Annotated in this window: 15 protein-coding genes; 7 read left to right on the top strand and 8 right to left on the bottom strand. The window is 58.1% G+C overall.

Translation table 11 applies throughout. The features are described 5' to 3' along the window. Positions 1-76: 76 nt before the first annotated feature. Both AC07OV_RS06530 and AC07OV_RS06525 read left to right on the top strand, forming a co-directional pair. The gene (locus tag AC07OV_RS06530) at positions 77-1,300 is read left to right on the top strand and encodes an MFS transporter (RefSeq protein WP_495091828.1); all 1,224 of its coding nucleotides are present in this window, start codon (positions 77-79) and stop codon (positions 1,298-1,300) included. A gap of 198 nt (positions 1,301-1,498) precedes the next feature. Next, complete coding sequence (locus tag AC07OV_RS06525) at positions 1,499-1,969, top strand: hypothetical protein (protein WP_495091827.1); 471 nt, start codon at positions 1,499-1,501, stop codon at positions 1,967-1,969. Positions 1,970-2,799: 830 nt separating this feature from the next. Here AC07OV_RS06525 and AC07OV_RS06520 read toward each other — a convergent pair. The 5 genes from AC07OV_RS06520 to AC07OV_RS06500 all read right to left on the bottom strand — a co-directional run bounded on the left by AC07OV_RS06520 (position 2,800) and on the right by AC07OV_RS06500 (position 6,683). Continuing rightward, the gene (locus tag AC07OV_RS06520) at positions 2,800-3,786 is read right to left on the bottom strand and encodes a caspase family protein (protein ID WP_495091826.1); all 987 of its coding nucleotides are present in this window, start codon (positions 3,784-3,786) and stop codon (positions 2,800-2,802) included. Beyond that, positions 3,786-4,172: a TIR domain-containing protein gene (locus AC07OV_RS06515; RefSeq protein ID WP_495091825.1), complete on the bottom strand. Its 387-nt coding sequence runs from the start codon at positions 4,170-4,172 to the stop codon at positions 3,786-3,788. The genes AC07OV_RS06520 and AC07OV_RS06515 overlap by 1 nt, the downstream gene beginning before the upstream one ends. Before the next feature lie 183 nt (positions 4,173-4,355). Then, positions 4,356-4,934 carry a hypothetical protein gene (locus tag AC07OV_RS06510; protein WP_495091824.1) on the bottom strand — a complete coding sequence of 193 codons (579 nt, stop codon included), beginning with the start codon at positions 4,932-4,934 and terminating at the stop codon, positions 4,356-4,358. 429 nt (positions 4,935-5,363) lie between these two features. Beyond that, positions 5,364-5,660, bottom strand: a complete 297-nt coding sequence (locus AC07OV_RS06505) for a HEAT repeat domain-containing protein (RefSeq protein WP_495091823.1) — start codon at positions 5,658-5,660, stop codon at positions 5,364-5,366. A gap of 207 nt (positions 5,661-5,867) precedes the next feature. Next, a complete protein-coding gene (locus tag AC07OV_RS06500) occupies positions 5,868-6,683 on the bottom strand; it encodes an AraC family transcriptional regulator (protein ID WP_495091822.1) in 816 nt (271 codons plus the stop codon). Between the two features lie 125 nt (positions 6,684-6,808). Here AC07OV_RS06500 and AC07OV_RS06495 point away from each other — a divergent pair, with 125 nt between their 5' ends. From AC07OV_RS06495 to AC07OV_RS06485, 3 genes are read left to right on the top strand one after another with little or no spacing between them, the layout of a single operon-like run. Next, positions 6,809-6,997 carry a DUF1656 domain-containing protein gene (locus tag AC07OV_RS06495; protein ID WP_176995445.1) on the top strand — a complete coding sequence of 63 codons (189 nt, stop codon included), beginning with the start codon at positions 6,809-6,811 and terminating at the stop codon, positions 6,995-6,997. 10 nt (positions 6,998-7,007) lie between these two features. Continuing rightward, positions 7,008-7,916, top strand: coding sequence for an efflux RND transporter periplasmic adaptor subunit (locus tag AC07OV_RS06490; protein WP_495091821.1), 909 nt, complete (start codon positions 7,008-7,010; stop codon positions 7,914-7,916). Further along, positions 7,916-9,802 carry an FUSC family protein gene (locus tag AC07OV_RS06485; RefSeq protein ID WP_495091820.1) on the top strand — a complete coding sequence of 629 codons (1,887 nt, stop codon included), beginning with the start codon at positions 7,916-7,918 and terminating at the stop codon, positions 9,800-9,802. The genes AC07OV_RS06490 and AC07OV_RS06485 overlap by 1 nt, the downstream gene beginning before the upstream one ends. Here AC07OV_RS06485 and AC07OV_RS06480 read toward each other — a convergent pair. From AC07OV_RS06480 to AC07OV_RS06470, 3 genes are all read right to left on the bottom strand, one after another. Next, complete coding sequence (locus AC07OV_RS06480) at positions 9,745-10,173, bottom strand: hypothetical protein (RefSeq protein ID WP_495091819.1); 429 nt, start codon at positions 10,171-10,173, stop codon at positions 9,745-9,747. The genes AC07OV_RS06485 and AC07OV_RS06480 overlap by 58 nt on opposite strands. A 131-nt stretch (positions 10,174-10,304) precedes the next feature. Beyond that, positions 10,305-11,285: an AraC family transcriptional regulator gene (locus AC07OV_RS06475; protein ID WP_495091818.1), complete on the bottom strand. Its 981-nt coding sequence runs from the start codon at positions 11,283-11,285 to the stop codon at positions 10,305-10,307. A 112-nt stretch (positions 11,286-11,397) separates the two neighbouring features. After that, positions 11,398-11,634 (bottom strand): DUF6555 family protein, encoded by a 237-nt coding sequence (locus AC07OV_RS06470; protein ID WP_176995451.1) that lies wholly within the window; start codon positions 11,632-11,634, stop codon positions 11,398-11,400. A 120-nt stretch (positions 11,635-11,754) separates the two neighbouring features. Between AC07OV_RS06470 and AC07OV_RS06465 the strand changes: the two genes are divergently transcribed. Together AC07OV_RS06465 and AC07OV_RS06460 are read left to right on the top strand one after the other, a co-directional pair. Beyond that, positions 11,755-12,573, top strand: coding sequence for an arylamine N-acetyltransferase family protein (locus AC07OV_RS06465; RefSeq protein WP_495091817.1), 819 nt, complete (start codon positions 11,755-11,757; stop codon positions 12,571-12,573). Positions 12,574-12,703: 130 nt separating this feature from the next. Further along, entirely contained in the window at positions 12,704-13,060 is a 357-nt protein-coding gene (locus AC07OV_RS06460) for a c-type cytochrome (RefSeq protein WP_495091816.1), read from the top strand. Positions 13,061-13,076 lie beyond the last annotated feature (16 nt).

Raw genomic sequence — 13,076 nt, 5'->3', positions numbered from 1 at the left:
CATCAAAGGGTAGGCCAATTATCAAAACCATTGCAATTCCCCACACTGGCACCTCCTATCCCGTTGAGCACAGGTCATGAACGGCGAATCGCAACTTGAAAATAACGTTTTAAATCCACCCGGCGAGCACGAACATCGCACCACCGCACGCCTGCCACTGGCGGCCCTGTTGGCCCTGACACTGGGCAGCTTCATCGCCACCGCCAACGAAACCGTCCCCGCAGGGCTGCTGCCACAAATCGCCGAGGCATTCGGCGTATCGCAAGCTTGGGCGGGCCAGTTGGTGACGCTGTGCGCACTCGGCTCCGGGTTGGCGGCCATTCCGTTGACCCTCGCACTGCAGGGCTGGAGCCGGCGTTTGGTGCTGCTGCTGGCCGTCGCGATGTTTGTTGTGTGCAACGCGGTGACAGCCCTGTCGCCCTGGTTCTCCTTGACGCTGGCTGCGCGCTTCTTCGTCGGCATCGCCACCGGCCTGGCCTGGAGCCTGCTGGCCGGCTACGCCAGACGCCTGGCCCCCCCGGCATTGCACGGCCGCGCCATGGCACTGGCCATGCTCGGCATCCCACTGGCCCTGGCCCTCGGCGTACCGCTGGGCGCCTGGCTCGGCCAGCTCCTGGGCTGGCGTTGGGTGTTCGGCACGCTCTCCGGGCTGAGCCTGTTACTGATGGCCTGGACCTGCCTCAACGTGCCCGACTACCCAGGCCAGCGCCCCGACCGACGCCTGCCACTGCGCACCGTCCTACTGACGCCGGGTGTGCGGCCAGTGCTGGCGGTGGTCATGCTCTGGATACTGGCGCACTACACGCTCTACACCTACATCGCCGCCTTCCTGGCCTCCGTCGGGATGGCCGACCAGGTGGAGCAGGGGCTCTTTGCGTTCGGCGTGGCGGCGTTGGTTGGGCTATGGATCACGGGCGTGCTGATTGATGGCAGGGTTCGGCGGCTGATGGTGCTGAGCCTTACCGCCTTTACCTGCGTTGCGTTTGCCTTTGGGGTGGGTGGGCTGTCTGTGAGTGCGATTTATATGGGCATGGTGCTGTGGGGCATGAGCTTTGGTGGCGCGCCGACCTTGTTGCAAACCGCGTTGGCGGATGTTGCCGGGGAGGGGAGTGATATTGCGCAGTCGATGTTGGTGACGGTTTTTAACCTGGCGTTTGCGGGGAGTGGGGTGGTGGGTGGGGTGATGTTGGCGACGTGGGGGGCGGGGGGGATTCCGTGGGTGGTGTTGGGGGTGTTGGTATTGGGGGGGATGGTTGTTTGGGTGGGGAAGGGGGAGGTGTTTGGGGGGGATTGTCGGTAAGGGAAGTTGGTGGTTGATTGGTTTGTTGGTATGCGGATGGTTGTTGTTGTTGTTGTTGTTGTTGTTGTTGTTGTTGTTGGCTGAGGGCTCTGCTTATGGCGGCTTTCGGCCAATAGCGGTCTATGGGAACGACGTTTTAATATGTTGAAATCGCACCCGGTTAATGATTAGGCTGTTCATTTTCAGGAAGTATTGTGAATGCCTGTTTTTGAGATTTTGCCGCGGGAAGCAATCGGCCCCGCGCGACTTGGCGCTACACGCGCAGCAGCAAGAAAAGCAATGTCTGTGAGTGGATTCCCGCTTGAACGAGCCTATGGCAGCGTCGATTACTTCTGCGAATCTTCCATCCAGCTTGCGTACGGCCCTGGCGATGAAGTCCAGTTCATAGGCGTCTCCGGACACCCTCAACTCAACTTCACGTTTAGAGGGGTTGATGTTTTTTCTATATCTGCGACTGAATTGTTTTCACTAATGGCTGCCTCGGACGATTCCGGCTCCCATGAGTTCGACCTTTACGAGTACTGCTTTCCGAACCAGATACTCACGCTTTGGGATGCTGATGAACAATATGATCGTCAACGCGGAGAAGAACGTAAGGTGTGGGGCCAAGTCGGGATCGGCAATGATGCGTATGTGGCAGCCATCGAAGCTATTAAGAAAAAGCTGTAACTGGCTAGACGGTACTCGTGCAGGAGTGGGGTATTGAAAGGCTGCGACGGTGATAATTACTTTGGGCGACCGGTAGCTATGAGTCGATAGAAGCCTGTTATGACCGGTAGAGTTGGGTCGGTGTTTGTCCTTTGTGACAGGCGGCTTTCGGCCAATAGCAGTCATTCCGAGTGTCTACAACAATAAAGGCAATTCAGATTTTAAAAGCGGCTGGAAGTCTGCGCCCCTTCGCGATTTAGCAGCTTGGAGAAGTGATAGTTTACGGCGAAGTACGCGAGTAAATTTGAATTGCTCTGGCACGCACTCTAATTTACCCTGCATTGATTCTAGTTCGCATACCTTACCAGACAAGACGCGGCAGATTCTCACCGCAACTGCCAAGATAAAAAACACCGAACAAAATCCACCAAGCAAAGTGAGCAAACAAATGTTAGCGCAGAATTTACTTGACCTTGTGGAGCCTCTCGCCGCAATCGAACATGAGCGATGGGCCCATTGGCAAAAACATCTACACTCTCAGTGCTCAAAGAACAATGACGGCTCCCTGACGATTCCTCGTGAGCTCGTTGAGAGATGGGAGCGGCAGCTAAATACGCCTTACCACAATCTCTCAAAAAGAGAACAGGATAGTGATAAAGAGCAAGTTAGGCGATATCTGGATTTCATACTGAAACAAATAAAATCGGACGAACAACCTCAACAACATCCAAATTGACTTGTTCGCCTAGATCAAAGTCTCGAAGATAAAAATCTGAGGTGCTGCGCTAAGCCCCCTCCCGATTTGATTTACCTGCACTGCTTTATCAACAAAACAGAAAGCTGCGCTTAAATTATATTCTCTTCATCTCTGCCAGCTTCCTGTAGTGCGCCCCAAGACCTGTCAGCCTACACCCCGTGGAGTTAATAGCAGCATAAAACATGTGATCGGCATCTACCGGGACTACCAGCCCATAACGATTACAACTTTGAAGCTCTTTAAAAATCTTTACATTCCCTTCACTAACGGGCAGATGCCTATATTCCTCTGGAATATTAATCCTGTCTGGCTCAAAAGATGGATCAAGTAAGAAAACATCAGTCTTGTTTGGAAAGTATGTCACTAGCCTGCGTAGCACTTCTTTTGAGACTTTCGGCTCAACTTTTCGTAAAGTTACAAAATGTTGAACATTCGCTTTATACATTGGCCGTTGCTCCCACGGCCCCAAGGTTTGATCAACATGAGAATAAATTGCAGCGGGGGTGATATTCCCCAAGATATCCGAACAGCCGCCTCTAAGGCCATCAAGCAATATATCTGTGAAGATTCCACGGCCATCTTCCTCCATCGCGCCACCCTCGCGATGGCTTGCAGTCAGTATCGTAACACCAGTTCCGATCACCGATGCATTCCCATCGACACCCGCTACTTCTCCAGCGTAACCCGAATGGCAACAATCAAGGATGATCACGCAAGACTTAATCTTCGGATAGGCTTTATTTGCCAACCCAAGAATTTCGGAGAGAGAAGTACCCCAAGCTCCGCGGCGTCCATCACTACTTACCACGTATCCCGCATTTGTCTCAGGTACGATTATTCCATGCCCAGCAAAATATAAGAGCGCCGTATCAGCCTCACCGCTAAACAGCTCGGAGATCGCATTGATCAGCGATTCACTTGTGACCGCCTGCTCGTTACTTACCAATTTTATGACGGAAAAATTGGGATCACCGTTTCCGTCATTCTCTAGTAGCTCCGCGATAGCAACTGCGTCGTTGACACAACCCATTAGTGGGGCAGTTGGATAATCATCGATTCCAATTACCAGGGCTTTTTTCATCATCGCCCCCCGCCGATCAAGGCCTTCAGATTATCCCAGGTCCACTTGTAAAGCTTGTCACCAGGTAACGCTGCTTTAGGTTTAACACATACAGCTTCGGAGTAGCCTTTAAGGAGAAAGTATGGAACTCCTTCTTCCTGAGCAATTTTTACTTCAGCGCTTACTCCGACTGCTGTATCGGTCTTAACTCCGCATATCACGCAGACGACATCAACAGCCCTAATCCTCGTTCTAGCTTTAGCCTTCCAGTCTTCGTCAATGTGCTCTTTGATCGACCAGTCTGCTAAATAAAATGGGCTACCCTCCAGTTTTGCTTGGCCGACGAGAAAATTTTTTAGGGTTACATCGTTGTCATAATCAAAAGAAATGAATACGCGCTTGTTCATTGCAAAAACTCCATGTTTATTTGCGATTAAGAATTGCGGAATCCCGGTCCACTTCAGCTAAGAATAGATTCAATCCTGAGCGACTGAAGTTGCTCAGGGCTGAAATTTCTCTCGGCTTAGGCTTTCTTGGGAGGTGGTGGTGGCGGTGGTTCGCGACGTGGCAATGGAACATCACCTCTAACATTACGCATCGGTGGTGGTGGCGGCGGTGGTGGCTTTTGGTCGGACATCACATATCTCCTTGTTGTGAGATGCTTTATAAGCTGGAAAAAAAGCGATTACTGACGCGATGACGGCGTAAATCACATATTTTGAAAACTGGTCTAATTGGGCACTACGGCTATCATTATTCGTCGCGTTTCTCGTGGCGCCCATAATGTAATAGTCCATCATGGTTAGCATGAACTGCCCGTTGGCTTGTACGACATTTCCGTTGTAGTAGTCGAGCAAAAATTTTCGGTGACCTTCAAGCTTTTCGGCAGTAGGAATAACCAAATCGTCCTTACGTACACGCCAAGCTTTTGAAAAGTGGAACATCGCCACCAAGAGATAGACGCCGGCCATAAGATAAGCGATCCAGAAAAAAACTCCTTCGGTGGTTTCGGCGCTTGGTGCTTTCGACAGCAGATAAGAAAGAAAACTAAGCAGCGCCACAATCATTGCCAGAGGTAGATTGAGACGTGACATCAATTTTTCTTTTCGCTCAGCCTCTGCGAGGTAAATTTTTTCGTAAAGTTTGTACTCTTCGTCATCTGACTTCATCTGCGTGCAGCTACCACCCGAGGTTAGAGCATCATCATAGTATCAAAGAGCCACAAAGTGCTAGAGAGCTGCCGTACAATTAGATCAGTTTAGTGCGCCTACCCGAATGGCTCCTTATGGCTGATTTCTGCCGTTCGTGACGGGCAGCTTTCGGCCACAAGCGGGCATTCGTGTTTTCACGCATGGCCCGACAACGGTTACTTTGCCCATTGCTATTCAATGGTACATACCGGCCACATGGCCACGGTCGACCAAGTAGGCTGCGGGATTACCTCCCCTTTCGGAGCTGTTTCGTAACCGTCCGGGCAATACATCCGTCGTTCGTTATTTGAGCTTCCTGATCAAGGTAGCCACCGTCAATTCCAGGGTCCGAGTGGAAGCATCAACCCTTTCGTTCAAGGCCGTGATGACAGGGCTCACGTTCCGTATTTAACTGGCTAAAAAGAGCGCATCGATTGACTCAAGCGCATGAATGACTACCGATTCCTCTTTCGCTTCAAGCAGCCTTAACAGTATCTGCAACGCGTGTACATCATTGCAATCGGTGAGCGATTCGGCACATCGGCGCAGCCACATATCAGGCTTCACGACAATGGCGGATTCAAGTTCGCACCAGTCAGACGCGGTGAATTCAGAGACCTGAGCACCGGCAACATCAATGCCTTCATCCGACCAGTAGTCTTCAGAGTCGCATGAATGCAGAAACAACCCATATTCTTTGAACATCGCTCACCTATCAGAATTTTGAATGCGTCCGGCAAAGTCATCTAGCATAAGTTTGCTGCCTAGGCGAAACCTCAGGAACTTAGTCCCAAAAATGCACAACTACTGTTATGACAGGCCATTAAGGGTTGGTAGCGGTCGCTTCTGAGCGTCCGTTCTTGGCCGAAAGCAGCCAGTCCCCCCTCAAAGTTTCTACCCAATCCCCCCGCCTCACCCCAACCCCCTAGAAATCCTCACACCCCCAACCCCCCGCACATACCTCCCCGGCGAAGCCCCCAACGTCTTCCTAAACATACTGATAAACGAACTCACCGACTCATACCCCAACGCCTCCGCAGTCCGCTGCACCGACTCCCCCTCGGCCAAGCTCTGCAGCGCCACGATAATCTGCCACTGCTTGCGCCATTGCCCAAACGTCAGCCCCGTTTCCCGCTTCACCAACCGCGCCAGGGACCGTTCGCTCATCGCCACTTGCTTCGCCCACTCGGCCATGGTGCTGCGATTGTCTGGTGCCTGGGCCAGTTGGCGGGCAATGGCGCGCAACTGAGTCGAGGCGGGTAGGGGCAGGTACAGCTGTTCCGACGGTGCCTGTTCCATTTGTTCAATCAGCACACCTGCAAGCCGGGCGGTGGGGCTCTCGGGGGGGTAGTCCTGAGGCAGGGTGCTCAGGTGCAGGATCAGTTCGAGGATGAGGGGCGACAGCACCAGGGTGCAGCATTTTTCCGGGAGGGTGGCGGCGCCGGGTTCGATGAACAGGAAGCCGACTTTGCCGTTGGCGGTGATGCGGTTGCTGTGGGCGACGCCGGCGGGGATCCATACGCCGAAACCGGTGGGCACCATCCAGACGCCGTCTTCCACAGTGCACACGATGCCGCCGTGGCAGGCCACCACCAGTTGGCCTTTGCGGTGGGTGTGTACGGCGTATTCGGCGTTGTTGCGCTGGGTGCCGAGCATCACTGCGACGGCGGGTTGCGTGAAATCATCGAGTTCAAACTGGCCCACGGTGTAGAGGGTTGTCTCGTCCATTGCGCGGCACTCAGGTGTCTGAATTTGATTATAAGTTGGCAGCATACTCAATATCGGCACGCCCGGGCACTGCCTACCATGGCAGCAGGGCCTTCAAGGTGAAGGCTGATGGTGAGACTTCTGCAATGCTCAGCGAAATCACGTTTGCCAATCTCTACCTGCCGCCGTTTCTGCTTTATGTGGGCGCTGCGGCTTTGATGTATGCGGTGCTGGAGCGGCTGATGCGCCGGTGGCTGGACTGGACCTGGCACCCCAGCCTCACGCGGTTTTTTGTCTCGCTGATTGTGCTTTCCACCCTAGTGCTGAAGCTGTGAGGGCGACGACATGAGGCTCAATAACACCCTGAAAATCCTGGTGACGCTGGTGCTGGGGCTGGTGGCCTTGCTGTTTTGCACGCAGTTGTGGCGTGCCTATGTGCTGGCGCCCTGGACGCGGGACGGGCGGGTCAGCGCGCAGGTATTGCGGATCGCGCCCGAGGTGTCCGGTCAGGTCGAGCGGTTGCTGGTGGGCGACAACCAGTGGGTGACCAAGGGCGCGTTGCTGTATCAGATCGATCAGCGTGCCTACCTGTTGGCCCAGCAGCAGCGCATGGCCGAGCTGGCCGAGGCGCGCAGTGTGTTGGCGCAGCGCACGGCGCAGTTCCGGCGTCGCACTCAGTTGGGCGATGCGATTGCGCGGGAAGAAACCGACAACGCTGCCCAAGACCTGGCCGTGGCCAAGGCGCGGATGGACGCGGCGCAGAGCCAGTTGGCCCAGGCCGAACTGGACCTGGCGCGCACGACGATTCGTTCGCCGGTGGACGGCTACGTCACGCAACTTCGCCTGCAACCGGGGGATTACGCGGTGGCGGGCAGCACCAACATCTATGTGGTTGACGGCCACAGTTTCTGGGTCACCGGGTACTTCGAAGAGACCAAGCTGCCGGGCGTGTGGGTGGGTGCGCCGGCCTCGATCAAGCTGATGGGCTTTGCACCGTTGCTGGAAGGGCATGTGGCGAGCATCGGCCGGGGTATTGCCGACGGTAACGAGTTGCGCAGCGACAGCGGCTTGCCCCAGGTGGCGCCGACGTTCAGTTGGATACGCTTGGCGCAACGCGTGCCGGTGCGCATCGAGCTGGACGCGGTGCCCGAGGGCGTGGAGCTGGCAGCCGGGATGACGGCCAGTGTCGAAGTGACCGAGCCCGGGAGCGCGCCGCATTGGCGGCTGTCGCGCTGGCTGCAGGCGTTCATGTGATGGCCGGGTACGTGGGGCGGCTATGGGCCGCACTGCCTCGGCCGTGGACCCAGGCCACCTGGGGCTACGTGGCGCGCAGTGTGATGGCGGCGACGTTGGCGTTGTGGCTGGGTTTTCAATTGCACCTGGACTCGCCGTTCTCGGCGGCGTCGACGGTGTTGTTGCTGATCCATCCGCTCCAGGGCGCGGTGATCGGCAAAGGCTTCATGCGGGTGGTGGGGACTGCGCTGGGGCTCCTGGTGGCGGTGATTTTGCTGGGGTTGTTCGCGCAGAAAATGCTGCTGTTCATCCTTGGGATTGGCGTGTGGTTGGGGCTGTGTGTCGCTGGCATGACCCTGCTGCGGCACTACCACGCCACGGCGGCGGTGGTGGCGGGGTACACGGTGTGCCTGGCGCTGGGCCCGGCCATCGTCGCGCCGCAGCAAGGCTTTGATCATCTGGTCACGCGGGGCACGGCGGTGGTGCTGGGCGTGTTGAGCCTGAGCCTGGTGGCTTCCTTGTTTGGGCGTAAGACGGTCGAGCGGCGTCTGGGCCCTATGCTCAAGGACGTTTCTTCGCGAGCACTGCGGTTGCTGGCGAGCCAGTTCAAGGGGGAGGGTGTAGCCGCTGCCGAACGGCGCCAACTCGCCCTCGACATCGCCAAGGTGGATGACCTGCTGGGGATCGGTCGAGGCGAATCCGTGTTGATCCGTACCAGGTCCGCGACGCTGCAGGCGGGGCTGGCGTATCTGCAGGCCGTGGCCCTGCAACACCTGTCGGTCAGCCAGCCGCTCGTGGGCGTGGCTGAGACCCTGCAACAACTAGCTGAAACCCGTGGGGACTTTTCCAGGACGGCCGCGCAGGTCAGGGCGTTGCAAATGGGCCTTGATGAAGAGTCGGTACAGCTGAGCGATCCGCTGGCGGACCTCTCCAATGCCTTACAGAACTTCGCCTGTCTCGAACACAACACTCCGGCGCCGGCCCGTGCAGTTAGCTTCCACCGGCACTACGGCGACGCCTTGCTCAACGGCCTGCGCGCCCTGGTCGCGACCCTGACGACCGCTGCCGTCTGGTACTTCACGGCGTGGGACCAGGGGCCAACATTGCTGGCGGTGCTGGGCCCATCCTGCACCTTGCTGGCGACCAGTCCCACGCCTACTCAGGGCCTTGCCGGTCTGTTCAGGGGCACGATTTACGGCATCGTGGCGGCGGCCGCGTGCAAGTTTCTGCTGCTGCCGCACATCAGCGGCTTCGCGTTGCTGGCGGTGGTGCTGATCGCCTTCTGGGTGTGGGGAATAGAGGCCACGACTCAGCCACGTCATGCCTTGCAGGCCATTGCCTACCTGATCGCCTTCAACACGCTGGTCGGCACCGGTGGCACCGCCCACTACGACTTTACCGACTTCGCCAACCAGGCCCTCGCCTGGCCGGTGGCGCTGGCGATCTGCATGCTGGCTTTCCAGATATTGCCAAGAAACCCCGCCGCCCAGGTGCGCGCACTGAGACGGGCACTGCACACAAGCACCGGGCGGTTACTGCGCGATGGCGCGCGGATGGACCTGCTGAAATGGCAGGCCAGGCAACAGCACCGGATGGTGTCGTTGCAGGCCTTGCCGGGGGGCGAGCGTGACGCGGTGGGCGTGTTGTCGTTGCAACTGAGTCGCAGCTTGGGCCGGGTGTATGCCAGGACACGGGAACTGGCGCCGGGCACACCGGTTGCGCGGTGTGCGCAGCGGGGTATTCGTCGGCTCTCCAGGCATGCGTTTGAGCCTGGAATGAACGCGGTTCAGGCTCGACGCACGGCACAGGGGTTGCGGTTGCTGGGGGCAGGGGAGTTGGCGCGGTGTTATCAGGAGGTGGCGCAATTGCTGGGGGCGTATGCGGCGTCCGGCGGCCAATCTTCATAGACAAAGCAGCCTTCTGAAACGGGGTTGCCATCCATGTGGTAGGCCACCCACGCCAGTATGTGCGCCATCCGCTTCGTCCCCGACGGCGTCAACGTGCAGGCCTCGGCGACCTCGTGCAAGCGCGCCCGGCAAATATCGATGTGGCGCCGTACGCCCGAGAACCCGCCGAGGTAGCGATAAAATTCATCGAGATAAATACCCACACCGCTCACGCCATAGGTGCCCGCCACCCCTGGCGCGTCCTCATAAATGGCCATGATGTCGTGGCCTTCCAGTGTTGCGACACGGGTCAGCACGTCGCAAAAAGCATCCTTCAGGGCATTGCTGATCCAAAGGTTGTAGCTTTCACCGATGATGATGGGGGCGCCCATGTGGCTGTTCTCAGTGTCTAGACGGGTGTAGAATCGGGCCTGACTTGCCTATGTTCGATGGCAACGCTCAGCCCAAGGCGGACGTCCAGATCCTATCCCGCACCTGGCGGTACTTCAACGGTGGGTTGCCATTACAACGCCCGCACCGGAATGCAAATCTCGCAGTTGAACTCACCGGTCCTAGGATCAATCACCGCAGGCGCCGAAAACATCTCGAAGCATGGCCGGTCGTCGCATTGCAGCCCGCTGGACGGCATCCATTCTCGCGTCAGCCACATCCAGGCGTTGGCGATCTGTTCCGGTTTGCCCTTGAAGCGCGCCACGGCGTACCGACCGCCCGGCAGCGTCTGGATATCGGCCTGGCCGCTGGCGACAAACTGCGCCGGTACTTCGACACACGCGTCATAGCGGCACTTGTTCGCGGGGGTGAGCGACGGGTCGTCATAGCCTATGCCGTAGCAGGTTTGATCGCTGAGGCCATGGGAATGCATCCATGGCGCCATGACCCCGCGCCAGAACTCGCCGATGGCAGGCCCGTAGGGGCCGATCAAACGTTGGTACGCGACACGTGCTTTGGGTAAATCGATGATGCGTACTTCCATGGCAAAGGCTTCCGCTGGCTGATAAGAGCCGTCAGATTCGCCGAACTCGCGCTCGCCCGCCTGATGTGGATTGCCGAAGACCTGATCAGGATTGCTCTCCTGGCTGCCGGGCGACTGCCCAATCGCGGCGGCCTGGGCTTTGAGCCGCTCAAGCGTGGTGGCGCGCCAGGCCGAGGGCGTGCAGCCGAACTTGAGCTTGAAGGCCCGCGCAAAGGCTTCACCGGATTGGAAGCCGGTGGCCAATGCGGTTTCCAGTACGGTTTCCGGAGTGCCACAGGACAACCGAAAGGCGGCTTTCTCCAGCCGCCGACGCTGCGCATAGCTGCCCAGGGTTTCGCCCATCCAGGCGGCGAAGATCCGATGAAAATGGAAGCGCGAGAAATTGGCGATGTCGGCCAGCTGCGCGCCGTCCAACGGTTGATCGAGGTGCGCGTCGATGTGGTTGAGCACACGGTTGATGCGGCGTGTGTACTCGACGCGGGAGGCTTGGGCGGAGGGTTTGGTGGGCATTCTAGATGTCAGCGTTCAGGTAGCTGTCGAATCTTTGATTTTATAGCCCGCCACCTTTGAAAAAGGCAAATAACCCGCAAAAACCCCGCCTTATAAGGCGGGGCTTTTCCTTTCACTTCGGCGCAACCCACGTCACCTCAGTAATCCCGAACTTCTCCGCCCAGGGCCGTGTGGTTTTCTTGACCTGCTCATGCCCCACACGCCCCACGCGGCTGACGTGGGCGATGTCGGCATCCACCGCTGCCCAGTGCCAGGCCTCGGCGTTGTTCATCACTTCGGCGCGTACCACAAAGGACTTCGGTTGACCGTGCAACTGATAATGGATGGTGTAGATTTTTGCGGAACTCATGTTGCCTCCCTGTCTTGTTATAGATGGATAGGTTGGCGTCGCAAAAGGTTCATTCAAAATGACAAGGTGCACGCTGGCGCGGCATAGTGACGCCTCTGCCACGTGCCCAAGGAATGTGCCATGCCCCACCTGTCCCACAGCCAGCGCTACCTGCAGCGCCTGGGTTATGACGCGCCGCCACCGCCGACCCTGCAGACCTTGCAAGAGCTGCAACTGCGGCATGTGTGTACCTTTGCGTTCGAGAGCCTGTCGACCTTGATGCACCTGCCGGTGCCGATCGACCTGGCCAGCGTCGAGCAGAAAGTGTTGTTCGACGGGCGCGGTGGCTATTGCTATGAGCTGAACCAGATGTTCCTGGCGCTGTTGCAGGAGCTGGGCTTCGAAGCGCGGGGCATTACCGGTTGGGTGGTGATGGGCGGGCCGCCGGACGTGCGCACCGGGCGTACCCATCGCCTGAGCCTGGTGACACTGGACGGGGTGCGCTATATCACCGACGTCGGCTTTGGCGGCATGGTGCCCAGTAGCCCGTTGCGCCTGGACACCGAAGCGCCGCAAGCCACCGCCCACGAACCCTATCGCCTGACCCACCATGAGGGGCAGTACACGCTGTGGGCCCAGGTCGCCGAGGAGTGGCGCGGCCTGTATGTGTTCGACCTGCAAGAGCAGGTGGCTATCGACTATGAAATCGGCAACTGGTACGTCTCCACGCACCCGGGCTCGACGTTCGTGGGCCAGTTGAAAGCCGCGCTGCTGGCGCCGGGCAAACGCTATACCTTGAACAACACGAACTACGCGGTCCACTCCCTTGACCAGCCCAGCGAAAAGCGCACCCTCGACAGTGCCGATGAATTGCTGGCGTTGCTCGGCAGCACCTTTGGCCTGCGTGTGGCGCAACTGCCTGCGCTGCGCACCGCCCTCGAAGGCCTGCTGCAGGCCTGACCGCCCAATGCGGGGGCAGGGTGGCTGGCCGCCCAAGCCCCCCTTTGTGTCCCCCAAAACCCTCAACGCCGCGAGTCGGCTGCCTTAGTGTGGACTGCACTTTCCACCGTAATAAGAAGAGAGGGTGGCCATGCGCCGCATCGCGTTATTGTTGGCTCTGCTCGGCCTGCTGACGGCCTGTGACGATAAACCCAAACCCCGTCCTGAAAGCGCCTCCGCTGCCACCGCCATGCCCGCCGACCCGGCGCTGGCCCAGGTCTACGACACCAGTTGCAAGCTGTGCCACGCCAACCCGGCGTCCGGCGCGCCGCTGACCGGCGACCGCATCGCTTGGAGCCCGCGTGTGGCCCAGGGCGCGGACACCCTGCTGGACCACAGCATCAACGGCTACAACGGCATGCCGCCGATGGGCCTGTGCATGCAGTGTTCCGAAGAGCAGTTCCTGGCGCTGATCAGCTTTATGTCCGGTACTCAAATCCAACAATAAGAAGGGGTGGTGGATG

Source organism: Pseudomonas sp. GW821-FHT09A09, assembly GCF_059418405.1.
This window is presented reverse-complemented; position numbering and strand designations above follow the sequence as displayed.